The sequence below is a fragment of the Streptomyces sp. AP-93 genome, from assembly GCF_022808175.1.
Taxonomy (GTDB): domain Bacteria; phylum Actinomycetota; class Actinomycetes; order Streptomycetales; family Streptomycetaceae; genus Streptomyces.
Window position 1 is genome coordinate 1 of the sequence record NZ_JALGBX010000010.1, and the last position, 18,064, is coordinate 18,064.

General features: G+C 71.3%; 20 protein-coding genes. 8 read left to right on the forward strand and 12 right to left on the reverse strand.

Annotated elements, in window-relative coordinates; all coding sequences use genetic code 11:
- From MTF69_RS17830 to MTF69_RS17845, 4 genes are all read right to left on the reverse strand, one after another.
- Nucleotides 1-350 (reverse strand): transposase (locus MTF69_RS17830; RefSeq protein ID WP_243336128.1); only part of this gene is annotated, 350 nt, incomplete at its 3' end.
- A gap of 192 nt (nt 351-542) precedes the next feature.
- The gene (locus MTF69_RS17835; protein ID WP_243335677.1) at nt 543-1,124 is read right to left on the reverse strand and encodes an alpha/beta hydrolase; all 582 of its coding nucleotides are present in this window, start codon (nt 1,122-1,124) and stop codon (nt 543-545) included.
- 85 nt (nt 1,125-1,209) lie between these two features.
- The gene (locus MTF69_RS17840; RefSeq protein ID WP_243335679.1) at nt 1,210-1,401 is read right to left on the reverse strand and encodes a hypothetical protein; all 192 of its coding nucleotides are present in this window, start codon (nt 1,399-1,401) and stop codon (nt 1,210-1,212) included.
- A 264-nt stretch (nt 1,402-1,665) separates the two neighbouring features.
- Complete coding sequence (locus tag MTF69_RS17845) at nt 1,666-3,102, reverse strand: hypothetical protein (protein ID WP_243335682.1); 1,437 nt, start codon at nt 3,100-3,102, stop codon at nt 1,666-1,668.
- Between the two features lie 201 nt (nt 3,103-3,303).
- Here MTF69_RS17845 and MTF69_RS17850 point away from each other — a divergent pair, with 201 nt between their 5' ends.
- On the forward strand, nt 3,304-4,077 hold the full coding sequence (locus tag MTF69_RS17850) for a hypothetical protein (RefSeq protein WP_243335683.1): 774 nt from the start codon (nt 3,304-3,306) through the stop codon (nt 4,075-4,077).
- Nucleotides 4,078-4,132: 55 nt separating this feature from the next.
- Here MTF69_RS17850 and MTF69_RS17855 read toward each other — a convergent pair whose 3' ends face one another.
- Nucleotides 4,133-4,654 (reverse strand): zinc-binding dehydrogenase, encoded by a 522-nt coding sequence (locus MTF69_RS17855; RefSeq protein ID WP_243335686.1) that lies wholly within the window; start codon nt 4,652-4,654, stop codon nt 4,133-4,135.
- 265 nt (nt 4,655-4,919) lie between these two features.
- On the opposite strand from MTF69_RS17855, the gene MTF69_RS43405 reads away from it, so the two are divergent.
- The gene (locus MTF69_RS43405; protein ID WP_308401415.1) at nt 4,920-6,374 is read left to right on the forward strand and encodes a methyltransferase domain-containing protein; all 1,455 of its coding nucleotides are present in this window, start codon (nt 4,920-4,922) and stop codon (nt 6,372-6,374) included.
- 264 nt (nt 6,375-6,638) lie between these two features.
- Here MTF69_RS43405 and MTF69_RS17875 read toward each other — a convergent pair whose 3' ends face one another.
- From MTF69_RS17875 to MTF69_RS17890, 4 genes are all read right to left on the reverse strand, one after another.
- The gene (locus tag MTF69_RS17875; protein WP_243335691.1) at nt 6,639-7,613 is read right to left on the reverse strand and encodes a TerC family protein; all 975 of its coding nucleotides are present in this window, start codon (nt 7,611-7,613) and stop codon (nt 6,639-6,641) included.
- A 168-nt stretch (nt 7,614-7,781) separates the two neighbouring features.
- Nucleotides 7,782-8,930 carry an RNA polymerase sigma factor gene (locus tag MTF69_RS17880; RefSeq protein WP_243335693.1) on the reverse strand — a complete coding sequence of 383 codons (1,149 nt, stop codon included), beginning with the start codon at nt 8,928-8,930 and terminating at the stop codon, nt 7,782-7,784.
- A 1-nt stretch (nt 8,931) separates the two neighbouring features.
- A complete protein-coding gene (locus MTF69_RS17885) occupies nt 8,932-9,345 on the reverse strand; it encodes a YciI family protein (RefSeq protein ID WP_243335694.1) in 414 nt (137 codons plus the stop codon).
- A gap of 241 nt (nt 9,346-9,586) precedes the next feature.
- Nucleotides 9,587-9,967, reverse strand: coding sequence for a hypothetical protein (locus tag MTF69_RS17890; RefSeq protein ID WP_243335696.1), 381 nt, complete (start codon nt 9,965-9,967; stop codon nt 9,587-9,589).
- Nucleotides 9,968-10,293: 326 nt separating this feature from the next.
- On the opposite strand from MTF69_RS17890, the gene MTF69_RS17895 reads away from it, so the two are divergent.
- Together MTF69_RS17895 and MTF69_RS42895 are read left to right on the forward strand one after the other, a co-directional pair.
- Entirely contained in the window at nt 10,294-11,502 is a 1,209-nt protein-coding gene (locus MTF69_RS17895; RefSeq protein WP_243335697.1) for a collagen-like protein, read from the forward strand.
- Nucleotides 11,503-11,599: 97 nt separating this feature from the next.
- On the forward strand, nt 11,600-11,725 hold the full coding sequence (locus MTF69_RS42895) for a hypothetical protein (protein ID WP_279345904.1): 126 nt from the start codon (nt 11,600-11,602) through the stop codon (nt 11,723-11,725).
- A 160-nt stretch (nt 11,726-11,885) separates the two neighbouring features.
- Here MTF69_RS42895 and MTF69_RS42900 read toward each other — a convergent pair whose 3' ends face one another.
- Both MTF69_RS42900 and MTF69_RS17915 read right to left on the reverse strand, forming a co-directional pair.
- Nucleotides 11,886-13,406: an SH3 domain-containing protein gene (locus MTF69_RS42900; RefSeq protein ID WP_279345905.1), complete on the reverse strand. Its 1,521-nt coding sequence runs from the start codon at nt 13,404-13,406 to the stop codon at nt 11,886-11,888.
- A gap of 132 nt (nt 13,407-13,538) precedes the next feature.
- Nucleotides 13,539-14,114 carry a TetR/AcrR family transcriptional regulator gene (locus MTF69_RS17915; RefSeq protein WP_374323279.1) on the reverse strand — a complete coding sequence of 192 codons (576 nt, stop codon included), beginning with the start codon at nt 14,112-14,114 and terminating at the stop codon, nt 13,539-13,541.
- A gap of 120 nt (nt 14,115-14,234) precedes the next feature.
- Here MTF69_RS17915 and MTF69_RS17920 point away from each other — a divergent pair, with 120 nt between their 5' ends.
- The 4 genes from MTF69_RS17920 to MTF69_RS17935 all read left to right on the forward strand — a co-directional run bounded on the left by MTF69_RS17920 (nt 14,235) and on the right by MTF69_RS17935 (nt 16,998).
- Entirely contained in the window at nt 14,235-14,660 is a 426-nt protein-coding gene (locus MTF69_RS17920; RefSeq protein ID WP_243335699.1) for a nuclear transport factor 2 family protein, read from the forward strand.
- 81 nt (nt 14,661-14,741) lie between these two features.
- Complete coding sequence (locus tag MTF69_RS17925) at nt 14,742-15,146, forward strand: DUF1992 domain-containing protein (protein ID WP_243335700.1); 405 nt, start codon at nt 14,742-14,744, stop codon at nt 15,144-15,146.
- Nucleotides 15,147-15,361: 215 nt separating this feature from the next.
- On the forward strand, nt 15,362-15,577 hold the full coding sequence (locus MTF69_RS17930; protein ID WP_243335701.1) for a DUF6243 family protein: 216 nt from the start codon (nt 15,362-15,364) through the stop codon (nt 15,575-15,577).
- Between the two features lie 236 nt (nt 15,578-15,813).
- Nucleotides 15,814-16,998 carry an acyltransferase gene (locus tag MTF69_RS17935; protein ID WP_243335703.1) on the forward strand — a complete coding sequence of 395 codons (1,185 nt, stop codon included), beginning with the start codon at nt 15,814-15,816 and terminating at the stop codon, nt 16,996-16,998.
- On the opposite strand, the gene MTF69_RS17940 is transcribed toward MTF69_RS17935, so the two are convergent.
- Entirely contained in the window at nt 16,995-17,990 is a 996-nt protein-coding gene (locus MTF69_RS17940; protein ID WP_243335705.1) for an SGNH/GDSL hydrolase family protein, read from the reverse strand. The two genes, MTF69_RS17935 and MTF69_RS17940, sit on opposite strands and share 4 nt — an antisense overlap.
- Between the last annotated feature and the right edge of the window lie 74 nt (nt 17,991-18,064).

Genomic DNA, 18,064 nt, shown 5'->3' on the forward strand with positions numbered 1-18,064 from the left:
TGGCAGTTCTCGGTGCGGCCGGCGGTGCCGGAGTACTGCCTTTGGACTCCGGCGGAGGTGGTGCCCTTCTTCAGGAATCCGGTGTCGTCGATGATCAGCACCCCGTTGGGGCGGCCGAGGTGTTCGGCGATGTAGGCCTGCAGGTCGTCGCGGATGCCGTCGGGGTTCCAGCGGGCTCGGGAGAGCAGGTGTTGCAAGGCGTCGGGGGTGGCGTGGCCGGCGTGTTCGGCAAGTTGCCAGCTGTTCTTTCGGGCCACCGGGCCCAGTAGTGCGCGCACGTAGTCCCGCATGCGGCGGCGTGGTTCGACGCGGCCGAAGTGGTGCCCGATGGTGGTGAAGAGGTGGTCCAGGTCGCGTTCCCAGGTCTCGTCTGCCTGTTCTGTGATCACGGCCAGAGGCTTCCCCGCCCCGGGACGACCTTGCCGTCGTGGGCACTCCTTCGAGGGGCAGGCGGGCAGAAGCCGTCCGTGACGGCAACCTGCCCGCTACACTCCCACCGCTCGACGTTTCCCCAGGTCAAGCCACAAAGTACTGCTGGAGTACTAGTTGACGGCCAGGCGTGTGGTGGGGTCCAGGCACCAGTCCAGCACCGACGGCCAGGGACCGTAGCCGTCCGAAACGGTCACGTGCCCGGCGCCCACCAGGAGATCGACGTCGCAACCGAGCGGCAGACCGAAGACCTCGGCGGCGCCCTCCGGGCAGTAGGGGTCGTTGTCGGAGCACGCCAGCCGAGGCGTTGCCACGGCGAGCTTCAACCCGGTCAGATCGAGGGACGCGGGTGTGAACCCGGCGATCACGTCCCAGGAGAACGCCGCCGGCCCCGGCGGACTCACCAAGAGCACGCGATCGGCGGCGGGTATGTCACCGCGGTTGGCCGCGAGGTGGAGCCAGGCCACGCAGGCCAGGCTGTGGCAGACGACGATGCGCTCCCCGCGCATCATGTCCAGCTCGGCCTCGATCGCCTCGGTCCAGGCGGCGAGTGCTGGCCGGTCGGGATCGGGCAGTTGAGGGTAGAAGACCTGCTCCCGGTGTTCCCGGAGCTGCTGGGCGAGGTCGTACTGCCAGTGCTCGGCCGGGCGGCGGTTCTCGACGCCATGGAGGATCAGAAAGCTGCGGTTCCACATGGCCGCACTCTACAAACCATGGAGGTCCAAGCCCGAGGTGATCAACGGCGAACCCGACCCGTACCGCAACGGATGGTGACCGAGATCAGCCGCACGGACCCGACTGCCATGCGGCCGCTCGACGCGCCCCGTAGCCGAGCAGGCCGACGACGCCGCAGCACTTCTCGCCGCGCTCGCGCTCGCTCCCGCCGCCGTGTTCGGCAACAGCTACGGGGCAACCATCGCCCTCGACCTGCTCATCCGCCACCCCGGCGTCGCCCGTGGCGCCCTCTTGCACGAGATCCCGCTCGGTTCTGGAGAACCCGGGCGAGCCCTACCGCCCTGACGGTGCGACGCTCGCCGGCATCACCGCTGCCCAGGTCTTGGTCGGCCGGGAATCACCGGAGTTCTTCCGCGAAGCCGGTGCCTGGCTCGCCGCCCGACTCGGGGGCGAGGTGGTGCAGACCCCGGGCGCACACACGCCGCAGTGGTCTCATCCCGAGGAACTCGTCCGCACGATCAGGCCGATCCTGCGCGCATCCTCGTAGCTGCCGGCCACCGGTCAGTGGCCTCGACGGAGGGAGACCCGCAGGTTCTTGTTGTCGTCGCGGGCGAGGAAGAGACCGCCACCGCCGGCCACGTCGGTCAGGAGCGGGATGTCGACGCCCGCGCCCAGTACCTTCGCGTCCCCGGAAGCGGAGTTGAGGTCGATCTGGGCGACGACCGCTTCGGAGGCCGTGGCCTCGCCGTTGTCGACCACTCCGTAGGCCGTCCCGTCGTCGCGGATCGAGGCGAGACTGATCGTCTTGCGGTTGCCGTCGCCCTCCAGGCAGATGCCCTTCTTCCGCTCCACGTCGAAGGTGACCGGCCCGGCCGCGAGGTAGCGGCCCGAGGGGGAGGCGATGGTCGCGTGGGCGGGGGACTGGTCGAGGATGCCGGGGGTCTCCTTGTACGCGCACTCCATGCGGGCCGGCAGCGCGCCCGTCCGGACGTCGTGCACCGACCAGGTGGGGGGACGGTCCGGCTCCCCGTCCTTGCCTCCGTTGGCCCACGAGGCGAGGAGGCGGCCGTTCGTCACCCCGTACGCCCTGCCGTTCCAGCGTTCGAGGACGGGGGCCTTCGACGGGACCCCGTCGGGGCGGACCGAGTCGCTGAACCAGCGGCCAGGCACGCCGAAGCCGTACCCGAGGCCCATCGAGACCAGGGGGCCGTCGGGGCTCACCGCCATCACCCGGCTGGTTTGGCAGAGGGTGGCCTGAGTGCACTGGGGGAGGAGCTTGTTCGGGTCCTCGTACGGGGTGACGGACCCGGTGGTCACGTCCACGGCGACTCCCGAGCGCGGGTACGGCCCCCGCTCCCCGTAGGCGACGAGCAGTCGCCCGCCGTCCGCGCTGACCCGGACCTGCTGCGCAGACCCCGACACCGGGACGTCCACCTCCCGCAGGGGCTTGACCCCCACGCCGGAGGAGTCGGCGGGGAACACCGCCAGCCGCACCACCTCGGTGCCCTCGTGCAGGGCGTCCTTGCCGCTCATCCCGTGGGCGTAGGCGACGACGTAGCCGCGGCCGTCCACCTCGACGTCCGTCAGGTCGGGGATCTCCGCCACCTCGTCGGACGAGGTGCCGCCCTCGTCGGCGTTGACGGGTATCGGGACCTTCCAGGGAGCAGAGCTCCAGCCGGCCCTTCCGTCGGCGGCCCTGGTCTTCACGGTGTACCCCTCGGGGGACCCGTACAGCAGCGCGACCGAGCCGGTGCGGGGTACGGACGCCACCGGCAGGCTGCCCACCGATTCGGGCACCCAGCCCAGGGTCTCGTCCCAGCCCTTGGACCCGTCGTACTGCGGCGGCACGCTCAGCTTGACCGTCGGCCCGGCCGCTTCGAGCTGCTCTCCGAAGGCGCCGGTCCTGCCTTTGCCGTTTGCGGCGTCCGCGCCCCCCGCGCCGCCGCCCGAACCGCTGCAACCGGCCGCCAAGGTGACCGACAGGACGATGCCTGCCATTGCTTTCGCCGTGCGCATGTTTCCCGCTTCCCCGTTTTCGATCAATGCCGGGCGAGGCCAACAGCGGGCCATGGACGGATGGTTGCCTTCCGGACATCGGGCCGGACGGTCCGATGCGTGGTCGTGTGGCGCGACCTGCTCAGGGCGGGGTGAGTAGACGTACTCATGTGGCCGGTGAACGGGTCTCTGCATGATGCGTGCATGCGATCACGCCTCCTCCCGAAGTCCCTGCTGCTGGCCGTAGTCGGCTGCGTAGTCCTGTCCGGCTGCGGGACCCGGAACGCCACCACCGACCTGGCCCTCGCGGGCAGCGGTGTCTCGGCGGTCGGCACGCAGGATGCCGCGCCGAGCGATGAAGAGTTTCTGCAGTTCCTGGAGCTGATGAACAACATGCCGTCGAGCTGCGCTCAGGAGGTCGCGGACGAGAAGGGCGTCCTCCCTGAGGACTTGCCGGCCGGGGGAGTCCCGCCCGAGCCCGAGCAGGCGCCGGACGGGAAGGGGGGTCCGGGGCCGGAGCACGCGCCGGGCGGGTCGTCGCCGGAGCCTCTGAAGGCTGACGAAGGCATACCGGTCCGCCTGCCCGATGCTCCCGCGCCGCCGGAGCCGGACCCCGATGTCACTCCGCCCGACCCGAAGGAGGAGGTGACTCTGAACGCTGCGGAGGAGTGCTTCGGCGGCGACCACGTACGGCGCGTCAGCGAGGCGTTCGAGAACACGAAGACGGCCGACTACCAGGCGATGCAGAAGAAGCTGACGGACCTCGGCTACCCGGCGGCGTACATCCACCGGATGCCGGACCACGAGGGCGCGCCCCGGGCCAGGGTCGACCTGCGCCTGTTGGGAAGCCGGCTGGCCCTGGAGGTCACGGGAACCAGCAGCGGCGTGAGCGCCGAAGCGTTCGGGGCCTCCGAGGAGGAGGGCGTGAACGTGGCCGATGTGAAGCGGAAGCCGAAGCAGGGCGCGCCCGCGTCCTGAACGACGCTCAGAGCAGCAGGCCGAAGCCGGAGGCGTTCCCCGGACGAAGCGGTGGTCAGAGGACGAGAACGATCCGGCCGCGGATGCCGCCCTCGGCCATCGCCCGGTAGGCACCCGCCGCTTCGGCGAGCGGCGTGACGGCGTGGACGCGAGCCGGCAGTTCCCCCGTCCGGACCCGTGCGAGCAACCGGGTGAGAAGAGGACCGTCGGGACGGGCGAACACGACCTCGACGGCGATGCCGCGCTCCTCCGGAAGCCGCGAGGCAGGCTGTACGCCGACGAAACGGCCACCGTCGCGCACCGCCCGCAGGGCGGGCTCCTGAAGGGCTCCGGTGTCGGCAACGGCATCCCAGCCCTGCCCGAGACCGGTGGTGAAGTCGACGCCGAGGCTCCGGACGAACGGCTCGTCGGCCGCTCGGGCCATCCCGGTCACCTGCCAGCCGCTGTCCTGGGCGAGTACGGCGACGTGCGCGCCCACCGCACCGGCCGCGCCGGTCACCAGCAGGCGCCGGGCCTCGCCGGGCGCCTCACCGAGGAGGCCGACGAGCTGGGCCGCGGCGGTGGCGTTGAGCGGCACCGCCGCCGCCTCGACCAGGTCCAGGCCGTCCGGAACCCGGACATCCGACCGTAGGCGGTATTGACCAGGACATCGGAGCAGACATGTCACTCCCAGGGCCGCAACGACCGGTCGGGACCTGGGAGAGATCGTCGGCTTCGGCGATCGGGCGGCAGGTGCTCGCTCGCGGGCGAGGCGCGGGGCGCGGCTCTCACCGCACCACTACGTTGCGTCACGCAAGCGCCGCTTCAGGTGCTGCGGGGTGCAGGGAAGGGACGGGCGGGTCATGGATCGGCTGGCAGCGGCGGCGGAGCCTTTCGACATGCTGGGCGCGGAGTACGAGCGGGCCTTCGGGCGCCTGCCGGAGCAGCTCGCGGCGGTGGAGTGGCTGGCGGCGCGGTTGCCGCAGGGGGCCCGGGTGCTGGACATCGGCAGTGGGACCGGCCGGCCGGTGGCCGAGGCGCTGGTGGGGGCCGGGTTCCGGGTGACCGGGATCGACGTGTCGGCGACGATGGTCGCCCTGGCCCGTGACCGGGTGCCCGGTGGCCGGTTCGAGCGGCAGGACGTACGCGACTTCCGGGCGCCGGACGGCTCGTTCGAAGCGGTGTGCGCGTTCTTCCCGCTGCTGCGGATGTCGCGTGCGGAGCAGCGGGCGGTGCTGGAGCGGATCGCCGCCTGGGTGACCCCCGGCGGGCTCTTCGTGTCGGCCACGGTCCCGGGTGACATCGAGGACCACCCCATGGTGTGGATGGGCATGCAGATGTCGGTGACCAGCTTCCCGGCCGAGCGGTACCTGAAGGAGATCGAACGCACGGGGCTGAACATCCTGCGCTCGACCCGCTCGGTCTTCTCCCCCGACAGCGAACTGGCCGAGCCGGAAGACCACCTCTTCTGCTACGCCCGCCGCCCCGGCGGACCTGCTGTGCCCGAGCACGTCCTGCTCGGCCCGTACCCCCTGCCCGAGGAGTACCGGGGCCCGCACGGGCTGAGCGGTCAGGCGTGGGCGGCGTTCGAGCCGTACTTCGACCGAGAGGACATCCCCGCCGTCGTCGACGCGCTCGACGGCAATGAACGGGTCCTGGACGTCGGCGGCGGCACCGGGGCCGGCGTGCGGGCGATCGCGGCCCGCCTCGGGCACTGCACCACCGTGGAGCCCCACGCCACCCGCCGGGAGACGATCCGCACCCAACTCCCGGGCATCGAGGTCCACTCGGGCCGGGCCGAAGCCCTGCCGCTGCCCGACGACTCCTTCGACGCCGTCGTCGCCACCTGGGTCCTGCACTACACCGAAGACCCGGACGCCGCCGTTTCCGAGATGCTCCGTGTCCTGGACCTGTCGCACCCGGCTGCGAAGGTCGTCCTGATTCAGGGCGCCCCCGACAACGAGATGGTCCGCCTCCTCAACACACACTGCACCGCGATCGCCGGAGAACAGCCCGACCACCAGGGCTACCTCCTGACCCGTGCCGCCCGCCTCCTGGCCGAGGCAGGCCTCGACGACATCTCCTTCCGCCGGGTCGGCGCCCGCCTCGCCCTCGACGGACCCACGCCGCAGGACTCCGCCGGCGCGGCGGCCGGCCTCCTCGCCGACTTCTGGCACACCGGCCACCCCCGCAACCCGGACATGCGCGAAGCCCTCGGAGCCGAACTCGCCCCGGCCTTCGCCTCCGGCCCCCACACCGTCCAGGACGACGCAGTCCTCCTCATCGCCCGAGCAGGCCGCACCGCCACCCGGCCCTGACGGCGTTCCGCGGGCAAGCAGGCACTTACGGGGCCGGAGAGTGCTTGTGGTGGGGGTCCAGCCGGAAGTCGGGACAGTCGCGGTTCTGACATGCGCCCGGGCCCCACATGGGAACGAATACACCGAGGGTCTTGCGGCGGTGGACTGTGACCGGCACGGACTTCTTGCAGGTCGGACACACGTACGCTTCGCGCTTGCGCTTCATCTTGACCATCTTTTTACGATATGTCCCTACTGGTGCGTCGGGAAGTGCACTGTTCCCGGCTAGCCCGCTTCCTCTGTTCCTCCGTCGGTTTCGGAACGCGATGGGACGGGCCTTCTGAGGCTGAGCACCACGGAACCCGTCAGGACGACGACGATGACTGCGAGGCTGATCGGTGAGGGGATTTCCGGGATGCCGGGGCTGATCATCTTGTGGGACGCCTGGAGGATGAGCTTGACGCCGATGAAAGCGAGGATGATCGCCAGGCCCTTGCTCAGGTAGTGGAAGCGGTCCAGGAGCCCCGCGAGCATGAAATAAAGGGCCCGCAGTCCGAGGATGGCGAACGCGTTGCTGGTGTAGACGATGAAAGCGTCGTCGCTGACCGCGAGGACGGCCGGGACACTGTCGACGGCGAAGATCAGGTCGGCGGCCTCGATCGCGGCGACCACCGCGAGCAGCGGGGTCGCCACCCGCTTGCCGGCCTCCTTGACGAAGAACTTCGCCCCGGCGTACTCGTCCCGCACGGGGATGAGCCTGCGGAGCATCCGCACGGCGAAGCTCTTGCCGGGGTCGAAGCTTTCCTCCTCGTCCTGGAGGAGCTTGTAGGTGCTGTAGAAGAGGACCACCGCGAAGGCGAACAGCACCGCGGTGAAGCGGCCGACCACGGCCACACCGAGGGAGAGGAAGATCCCGCGGAAGACGAGCGCGCCGATGACGCCGAAGAACAGCACACGGTGCTGGTAGGCGCGGGGCACTTTGAAATACGCGAAAATCACGGCGAAGACGAAGAGGTTGTCGACCGACAGGCTCTTCTCCAGCAGCCAGGCCGTCGTGTACTCGGTGCCGGCGGTCGTGCCGAGGACGAGGAAAACGACCGCGCCGAAGATCAGGGCGAGGCTCACCCACAAGCCGCTCCAGGCGGCTGCCTCCTTGAAGCCGATGACGTGCGCGGTGCGGTGGGACAGCAGGTCCACCGCCAGCGACACCACCACCGTCGCGGCGAACGCCCCCCAAAGCCAGAGCGGGACCTCAAGCACGCCGAGCACCTTCACTGGGGGCCGGGTAGATTTTCGCGGCCCGTATACAGGAGTGTCCGACATTGCGACCCCGGCAGCATGCGGAGCGGGTGAGGCCGCCTCCTAGGACCCCGATCCGCGACGTGACCGACACCGGATGCACCTGGCGGGCCCTGCCCCACGGCAGGGTCAGACGCTCCGGCGGGCGGCGTTCAGGCGGGCCGCCTGGCGGGTCAGGTGGTCGCGCTCCGCGAGGTTGGGGGCCCGGTGGGCCGCCTCGGCGTACAGGCGGGCCGCCGTCGGCAGGTCGCCGTCGCGCTCGTGGAGGTACGCGGCCACCGCGGTGTGACGCGGGAGCGAGGCGTCGAGCTCCGCGAGCGCCGCCAGTCCGGCGCGCGGGCCGTCGGCCTCGCCGACGGCCACTGCGCGGTTGAGGCGGGCGATCGGGCTGCCGGTCAGGCGGACCAGCTCGTCGTACCACTCCACGATCTGCACCCAGTCGGTCTCCTCGGTGGTCTGCGCGTCGTCATGGAGAGCCGCGATGGCCGCCTGGGCCTGGAACTCACCCAGTTGGTCGCGGGCGAGGGCGGGATGGAGGATGCCGATGCCCTCGGCGATCAGCTTCGTGTCCCAGCGGCTGCGGTCCTGCTCGGCGAGCGGGATCAGGCTGCCGTCGGGGGCGGTGCGGGTCGCGCGCCGGGCGTGGTGGAGCAGCATCAGGGCGAGGAGCCCCGACACCTCCGGGTGGTCGATGGAGGCCGCCAGGCCGCGGGTGAGGCGGATGGCCTCGGCGGCGAGGTCCACGTCGCCGGAGTAGCCCTCGTTGAAGACCAGGTAGAGGACCCGCAGGACCGTGCCCACATCGCCGGGGCGGTCGAAGCGGACGTCGGAGACGGTGCGCTTGGCACGGCTGATGCGCTGCGCCATGGTCGCCTCGGGGACGAGGTAGGCCGCGGCGATCTGGCGTGTCGTGAGCCCGCCGACGGCGCGCAGGGTGAGCGCGACGGCGGACGACGGGGTCAGGGACGGGTGGGCGCACAGGAAGTAGAGCTGGAGGGTGTCGTCCACCGCGGGCGCGGGACCCGGCGCCGGCTCCTCCTCGACCCGGTCCTCGCGCCGGCGGCGGGCGGTGTCCGCCCGCGTCGCGTCGAGGAACCGGCGCCAGGCCGCGGTGACCAGCCAGGCCTTCGGATCCCGGGGAGGGTCCCCGGGCCAGACGCGCACCGCTTCGAGCAGGGCCTCCTGCACGGCGTCCTCGGCCGCCGCGAAGTCTGCTCCGCGGCGGACGAGGATTCCGAGCACCTGCGGGGTGAGGCTCCGGAGCAGGGCCTCGTTCACGTCAGTGGCATTCGGCGATGGTGGGCGGCGCCGACAGGAAGGGACGCAGCTCCAGCCACTCGTGGATCGGCTTGCCGCCCGCACCGGGGGCCGCCGAGAGCTCACCGGCCAGCTCGACGGCGCGCTCGTAGCTGTCCACGTCGATCACCATCCAGCCGGCGATCAGGTCCTTCGTCTCGGCGAAGGGGCCGTCGGTGACCGGCGGGCGGCCCTCGCCGTCGTAGCGGACCCAGGCCCCCTCGGGAGCGAGCGCCTGACCGTCGACGTACTCGCCGGTGCCCTCCAGCCGCGCCGCGAAGTCGCTCATGTACTGGATGTGGGCCGTGATCTCCTCCGGCGTCCACTCGCTCATGGGGACGTCGTTGGCGGCAGCCGGGGCGCCGCGGTAGTGCTTCAGAAGCAGGTACTTGGCCATGATGGTCTCCTCCGTGCTGTGCGGCCCATTCTGGCCGCTTCCACAGAGGAGACGGAGCGGGGCACGGGTTCTCGACATCGCCGGCGAAGTTTTTCCGCGGGATTCGAAGAACAATCCGCGGGATTCGATGAACAAGACGATGGCCTGCGCAACCCCAACGGGGTCGCGCAGGCCATCGTCCCGCAGGCCAGGGTCTACGAGCGGCGTCCCGTCCCGGACAGGGCCTGCATATGTTCACCCGTTACGGCGCGGCCGGCGTCAGGACGGCCTGCGCGGGACCCCCCGGCAGCACGGGGGCGGCCTGCAGGGTGACGGTGCGCGCCGGAGCGGCGGGCGCTGCTGCCGGAGCGGCGGGCGCTGCGGCCGGAGCGGCCGGAGCAGCCGGAGCGGCCGCCGGCGTGGCGGGCGTCGCCAGAAGCGGCTCGGCCGCCTGCTGGAGCGTCGTCGCGCCTCCGTTGGTCAGGACGACCGTCGGGTTGAGGATCCGAGTGAGCGAGACGTCCGAGACGTTGAGGCTGTCGAGGAGCGAGACCAGCGGGTCGGCCGCGTGGGCGGGTGCGCCACCGAAGAGGAGGACCGTGCCGGCCAGGCTGCCGACTACTGAGATTCGATTGATCTGCATGCTCGGGAAACGGGAAGGCGCCGCCTCCGGTCACCGCTCCCGCCCCGCCTTCCCCCGTTCGGCCCCGTCGATCCCCCTCGTCCGGCCGCCGGAAAACGGGAAACCCGGACACCACCCATCGCGGGAGTCCATGCCGGGCGCTCATGCATGTGTCCGGGCCGGGGAGGCGCGCGGGAGGGTCGCCCTCATGGCCCGCCCGCTGTGGGCCGATGTGCTGATGTCTGCGCGTGCCTCTGACATGCCTCCCCGCTGTGGGTCGACTGTGGCTGCGGGTTTCGACCCAGTCCGTAGATCCACACCTGATTCGGTTCCAGAAGGAGCAACGCATGAGTCCTGAGTCCAGGACCCGATCTTCCCTCGGTCCGCTTCCCCGGCGGGCAGGGTGGCTGACCACCGGCACGTTCGCGGCGCTGGCCCTCGTTGTGGCGGGCATCGCGAGCCCTGCCGCAGCCAGTACGTGGGCAGCCCCGGCCGCGGCGGTGACTGCGGCGAGCCCGGCGGACGGAGGCGATGACTGCCCGCCCGACGGGCACGACGGCCATGACGGGCCGCGCGGGGAGGGACCGGACTGGCTCAAGTCCCCGCAGGTGGAGCACTGGGCGGCGAAGCAACAGCACAAGGCCGCCCCGTTCCTCGCGCAGGGCGATGACCACGACAAGTGCAAGCCGGGTGGCCAGGGCCCGACCGGCCCGACGGGCCCGCAGGGTCCGACGGGTCCGCAGGGCCCGGCCGGTGCGACGGGTGCCACGGGTCCGCAGGGTCCGACCGGACCTGGCGGCGGGGCGACCGGTCCGACGGGTCCGCAGGGTCCGGCCGGCGCGACGGGTGCGACGGGTGCGTCGGGTGCGTCGGGTCCGCAGGGTCCGGCCGGTGCCGACGGTACCGACGGCGCGGACGGTGCGGACGGTGCGACGGGTGCGACGGGTCCGCAGGGTCCGACCGGACCTGGCGGCGGGGCGACCGGTCCGACGGGTCCGCAGGGTCCGCAGGGTCCGGCCGGCGCCGACGGTACCGACGGCGCGGACGGTGCGACGGGTCCGCAGGGTCCGCAGGGTCCGGCCGGCGCCGACGGCGCCGACGGCGCGGACGGTGCGACGGGCGCGACGGGTCCTGCCGGTCCCGCCACCTGCAGTGACGTCGACGCCTACGAGCCCAGCAACTCCAGCGAGGTCAAGGCCGTTCTGACCGACGGTCAGGTCGTCGGCGGCGTCCGCTCCATCCAGAACCCGAACAACTGGAACTGGCTGAACCTGACCCAGGGCGTCATGGGTGGGGCGAACCTCCCCGCCGACGCCTGCGCCATCTCCGTGGCCTCCCAGGCGAACGACGTCTCGTTCCAGGTCCTGACCACGGGCAACCAGCTGTACGAGCGCAGGTGCCAGCTCCAGAACAACACCGACACCCTGGTGAACTGCACCACCGGCTGGGTACTGGTCACCCCGCCGCTGCCGCTCACGATGGCCCAGCGTGGCAAGCCGGCCCAGGGCATGGAGGCCCCCATGGACCCCAACCACCGCCGGAAGGACATGAAGTAACCGGCGCCCCGCAGCTGATCGGGGCCTGACCGCTTGTGCCGTGTCCGGGTGCGCCCGGGCACGGCACAAGCATGCCCAGGCCCGGCGGGGTGACCTGATGGTGTCCGTGTCCGTGTCCGTGGCGGTGGTGGTGGTGGTGGTGGTGCGCGGCGTCGCCGGCGCGGCCGTCCAACGGTCCTGCTCTTCACGGACCTTCCGGCAGCGGGACACCTGCTCTACGTGATCCCGTGCCTCGATCGCCGCCGGGCCGACGCACGGTGTACCCCTGACTTTCGGGGCCTGACAGACCAAACGCCTTCGGTGCGCGCCGAGGCTTGGGGGCCTCGGTGCGCACCGAAGGTGGTCAGGCGGGGTCAGGCAGGGTCAGGCTGGGGCAGGTCCGGTCAGCAGGTGGGGATGCGGTTCAGGTTCGCGGCGTAGCGTGCGGCGATCCAGCCGCGGCCGTCGGCGAGCTTGTACCAAACGGTGTTGCCGTCGACCGAGGTGCCGTTGGTCTTGCACTGCACCTGGACCTGGGTGCCGTACTTGATCACGCCGGTCTTCTTGTAGTGCGTGCCGGGGCCGGTGCGGACGTGCAGCTTGTCGCTGACGATGCGGGCCGCGTGCTTGCCGGGCTTGTCGCCCTTGCCGCCGTGGTCCTTGCCCCCGTGGTCCTTACCGCCGTGGTCCTTGCCGCACTTGCACTTGCCGGGCTTGCCCTGGTCGCCCTTCGGACCCCTCGGGCCCTGGTCTCCCTTGGGTCCGGGGCGGCCCGGCTTGCCCTTCTCGCCCTTCGGGCCTTGCTCGCCCTTCGGGCCCGTGTCGCCCTTCGGTCCGCTCGGTCCGCTCGGTCCGCTCGGTCCGCTCGGTCCCGTCGGTCCGGTGTCTCCGCGGTCGCCCTTGTCACCCTTGTCGCCCTTGGGTCCGCCGGCCGGGCCGGTGTCGCCCTTGGGGCCCTGCGGTCCGCTCGGTCCGGATGCTCCAGCCGGTCCCGACGGTCCCGTCGGGCCGGGGTTGCCCGCGTCGCCCTTCGGGCCGGGGGCCCCGGTGTCGCCCTTCGGGCCGCCGGACGGGCCGGTGTCGCCCTTCGGGCCGGGTGCGCCGGTGTCGCCCTTCGGGCCCTGGGGGCCTCCGGCCGGTCCCTGGTCGCCCTTCGGGCCCGCGGGGCCGGTGTCGCCCTTCGGACCCTTGTGGCCCTTGTGGCCCTTCGGACCCTTCGGCCCTTGGTCGCCCTTCTCGCCGCGGTCCCCCTTCTCGCCGCGGTCGCCGCGGTCCCCGCGCTCGCCCTTCTCGCCCCGCTCACCCCGCTCGCCCTGGTCGCCCTTGTCGCCCTTGTCGCCCTTGGGGCCGGGGCGGCCCGGCTTGCCGTGGTGGCCGGGCTCTCCGTCGTGGCCCGGCTTCCCGTCGTGCCCGTCCTCGCCGTCGTCGCCCTTGGGGCCCGTCACCGGGGTGGACACCGCGTACAGACCGGGCGACGATCCCGCCGCCGCCCACTCGCCGCCGTCGAGGGTCGTGCCCTCGGGGGCGTCCGCGTCCACCCGTACGAGTACGCCCAGCCGGGTGTCGCTCTCCGCCGGGAAGGCGAAGCCCGCGCGGGTCCCGGCGTCACAGGTCAGCTGGCGGGCGTTGCCGGAGAGGGTGCAGGGTGCGCCCGCGCGGTCGCCGTTCCAGTAGAAGCGGGCCTCGGGGAAGGTCGTCCGCTCCGGCGCGGTGATCCGGAAGCTGCTGCTGAGCGCCGGATCTCCGCCGGTCTCCGCCACGATCACCACGCGGCCGGTCTTTCCGGCGGCGATCGAGGGGACGTACGGCTGGGAGAACCGGATGTGCGGCGAGCCGGCGGCGAAAGCCGGTACGGCCGGCAGCAGGCAGGTCGCGGTGACGGCCGCGACGACCAGGGCGGCCGACGTGCAGCGGGAAGCAGACAAGGGTGTTTCCTCCGCGAGGAAAAAGCGACGGAACCGGAGGGTGACCGCCGAATGCGGTCTTCCGGTGGACAAAAGTCCCGACACCATTTAAAAGCTGACAATGCGACCCAGTCGGGTGCGACGCGTAACCGATCACTCGGCAGCCGCGTGAATCCCTCCGTCCGCCCGGGCCAGGACGTACGCCGCCTCGCGCGCCCGCACCGCCGCGTCGGGGCCCGGATCCAGCGCGGCGACCACCGTCGCCCCCTCGACCAGCAGCAGCAACTGCTCCGCCAGGCTCTCCCGGCCCCGCCCGGCGACGCCGGCCAGCAGCGCCCGTAGCTCCGCCTTGTGGCGGCGTACGACGTCCAGCACTCCGGCGGGCCCCGCGCCCAGCTCCCCGTACGCGTTCAGGAACGCGCAGCCGCGGAAATCCGGCTCCGAGAACCACCGCGCGAGCCACTCGAAGACCGCCCCGACCGGGTCGGCCTGCCCCGCGACCGCTGCGCGCAGGCTCGCCATCCAGCGGCCGTCGCGGCGCTCCAGATAGGCGGTGACCAGGGATTCCTTGGCCGGGTAGAGGCGGTAGAGCCGCTTGAGCGGGATGCCCGACTCGGCGCGGATCCGGTCCATGCCCACGGCCTGGATGCCTTCGGCGTAGAAGAGCGCCTCCGCGGCGTCCAGCAGGCGGGCGCGGGCGTCTTCGTCGTTCATCGGGGCGGCGGGCATGACAGCAGCGTAGACCAGAACCGCTTGCGCGGAGAACGCTCGTTCTCTAGGCTCGGGCAACGAGGAGAACGACCGTTCTCATGCTCACCCTCATCCAGTCGATGTCGAGAGGTGCCCATCGTGACTGCCGCTCCTTCTTCCGTGCGACCGCCGCTGCCGCCCTTCACCGAGGAGTCCGCCCGCGCCAAGGTGCAGGCCGCCGAGGACGCCTGGAACAGCCGCGACCCCGAACGCGTCTCCCTCGCCTACGCCGAGGACTCCGCCTGGCGCAACCGCGACCGCTTCCTGACCGGCCGCGCCGAGATCCGCGCCTTTCTCGCCGACAAGTGGGAGCGCGAACTGGAGTACAGGCTGCGCAAGGAGCTGTGGGCGTACACCGGCAACCGCATCTCGGTGCGCTTCGCGTACGAGTGGCACGACGCGAGCGGCCAGTGGTGGCGCAGCCACGGCAACGAGCAGTGGGAGTTCGACGCCGCGGGCCTGATGCGCCGCCGCGAGGCCAGCATCAACGACATCCCGATCGAGGAGTCGGACCGCCGCCTCTGAGCCCGAAGGCGGGACGGTTACGCTCCGCAACCCCCTCCCCAGCCCTCGGAGTTATGCTGGCAGGGACCCTTGGGAGGCAATGTGACCGAGCGCAAACCGCCTGGTGTCAGCTTCGAATCCTTCGTGGACCGGCAGATCAGACAGGCCGAGGAGCGCGGCGAGATCGAGGATCTGCCCGGCTTCGGAAAGCCGCTGGCCTCGCTCGACGCTCCGTACGACGAGCTGTGGTGGATCAAGGGCAAACTCCACCGCGAAGGCTTCGCGGTCCTTCCGCCGGCGCTCGCACTCCGCAAGGAGGCGGAAGACGCCCGTGAAGCGGTCAAGGCCGCCCGCACCGAACGCCAGGTCCGCGACCTCCTCACGGAGGTCAACGACAAGATCCGCGCGGCCCTGCGCAGGCCGCCGCCCGGCCCGCCGCTGAAGCTCAAGGAATTCGACGTCGAAGCCGAACTCGCCCAGTGGCGGGAATCCCGGGAAGCCCGCTGATGGTTGTCCCGTAACGGCTGGGCGTTTCGCCGGTGCGGCGAAACGGTTGGCGTGCGGGGTCGACGGGAGCGGGTAACGTCTTTGTCATGTTCTTCCAGAGGCCGATTTACGAGTGAGCGTGATGGGCCCCCGCTGACGTCCTTCGACGCCGCTGCTGCCGCCCGTCCCTCACCGACGCATCCGTAGATCACTTCGCATCATTACCGGGAGAACCCGTGACCGTGAGCAAGAACATCAACAACCCCGTGGGTCAGGGCGGCGGCCAGCGCAAGCGGCAGTCGCGCGCCGAACGGCAGAACAACGGTCCGCACCGCAACCTCGACCGCCAGGGTGCCGCCGACCTGAAGGCGGAGCTGCTGCGCAAGATGCGCGAGAAGGCCGTCGCGGCCGAGGACGCCGGGCAGACGGGCGACACCGCCGCACAGAGCTGACGCACCACCGCCGCAGGGCGGCATCGCACAGGGCAGGGCCCGGACCGCAACGCGCGGTCCGGGCCCTGCTGTCGTCACCGGCATGTCCGTCGTCACAGTCGCAATCTTTAGAGTTCATGAGAACATGTGCCGCACATAGGTTCCCCACAGGTAACACCGGGCCTGCGTCCGTGGACCGATTTGGGGAGCCTTTCTCTCACTGCAGGGTGTCGCCGGTGGCGGCACGGAGGTTTCACATGCCCCAGCCTGGGCTCAAGACCAGACTCGCGGCCCTCGACGGGCTTCGCTTGGTCGCCGCGCTGATGGTGGTCCTGTACCACTACGCAGCTCTGAGTCGCCCCTGGGGCCACGACCCGGTCACGATCTTCCCGACCCTCCACCACTTCGCCCAGTTCGGGTGGCTCGGGGTCGAAATCTTCTTCCTGGTCAGCGGCTTCGTCATATGCATGAGCGTCTGGGGGCGCACGGTCGGCGACTTCGCCATATCGCGGGTCTCCCGGCTCTTCCCGGCCTACTGGGTCGCCGTGCCCTTCACCGCGCTGGTCGTGAAGGCGTGGCCGGAGATCCACTCCATACGCGGCTGGGACGACGTCATCATCAACCTGACGATGCTCCAGGCCGGCAACAACACCCGCAACGTCGACGACGTCTACTGGACGCTCTTCGTCGAGCTCAAGTTCTACGTGCTGATGGCGGTCGTCGTCCTCTGCGGAGTCACCTACCGCAACATGGTCATCTTCTGCGGGGTCTGGACCGTGGCCGCGGCGTTGGCGCCCTCGCTCGGCTTTCCCCTGCTGGCGGCCTTCGCGATGCCCGTGTACGCGCCGTTCTTCATCGCCGGCATCGCCTTCTACCTCATGCGCCGCTACGGGTCGAACCCCATGCTGTGGGGGATCGTCGTGATGCAGCTGCTGCTGTCCCAGCGCTACCTGCACTACCGGATGGAGATCAGCCTGGGCAAGGTCGCGGCCAACCTGCTGCCGACCTGGCCCGTCCGGCTGATCGTGATCGCCGGGTTCGCCGTGGTCGCCGCGATCGCGCTGGGCGCCTTCGACAAGGTGCAGTGGAAGTGGCTGACGACCGCCGGGGCGATCACCTACCCGCTCTATCTCATCCACATGTACATCGGGATGACCCTGATCCACCACTTCCGTAACCAGGTGCCCGCAGCGGTCCTCCTGGTCTCGGTGACCGTACTGATGATGGTCACCGCCTGGCTGATCCACCGGCTCGTGGAACGCCCGCTCGGCAAGTGGCTCCGCAACGCGATGCGACGCGGGGTGGACGACGTACGCCGCAACACCCCCGCCCACAAGCACCCCCGCACCAGCCCCGACACCGAAGCCCTGGCCCTGGCCCCGGCCCCGGCCGCCAGGCGACCGGCAGAGCACGAGGCCCCCGTCACCAGCCGTATCGGCTAGGCAGTCGCCCCCAGTGCGGTCAGGGCCTCGGTGACGCGGTCCGCCTGGTGGGTGGCGCCGCGGAGGTTCGGATGGAGGGCGGTGCAGGCCTCGCCCCGGGCCGGGATGGAGCGGCAGAGCTCGGAGGGCGGGTCGCTCTGCTCGCCCGGCCCGGTCAGGCTGTCCTTGATCCCGTACATCCAGCGCTGCTCTCCGCTCGCGCACACCCCGTGCCCGGTGCTGGAGGAGTACGTGTCCACATACACCGCGCCGCTGCGGCGGGCCTGCTCCCGCAGGAGGGTGTTGAGCCGGCGCTCCAGGCTGTCGAGCCAGGGCATGTCGCCCTTGGTGACGGTTCCGAGCTGGTGCCAGGACCCCCAGCCGCAGCCCGCGGACTCGTCCACGACGGCCGGATACCCGACGACCGCCACCCCGGCGCGCGGAGCGCGCGTGCGGATCTCCTTCAGCAGGGCCGCGAAATCGGCCTCCAGCGCGGTGAACCGGGCGTCGAGCCCCGCGGCGCCCCCGCCCCGGGCGTAGTGATCGGTGCACGGGGTGCCCGTACCGAAAGAGGCCAGGCCGCGCTTCACGCAGGCCTCGACGATCTCCGAGAAGCCCACGGAGTTGCCGCCGGCGCCGACCGTCACGAGATCGGCGGCTGCCGTGACGGCCCCGATCTGCGCCGGCTTTGCGGTCCATCCGCCCGGTGGGGGCACGGATGGTGGCCCCTTCAGCTCGGACTGCGGACCCAGCAGCCCCGCTCTGACCTCCGCGGCGGAGCAGGTGACATCGGTGAGCTTCACCTTCAGCCGCCGCGCGGCCTGGTGCGGATAGTCCTGCTCGGAGCGGCCGCATCCGTCGGTGTTCCAGGGGCGCACGAAGGAAGCGGCGCTGTACGAGTCCCCGAGGGCGACGTAGGAGAGAGGGTCGGCGGGTGCGGGCGCCTGCGGCGCGAGAGCGGTGGCGAAGGCGGCTGCCGTGGCAGCGGCGGTGGTGAGGGCGAGACGCATCATGACGGCGGTTCCTTTGGGTCGGGCGCCGCGGCTCTTCCGCAGCGCACATCACCAAAAGTAGCCGCAATGACTAC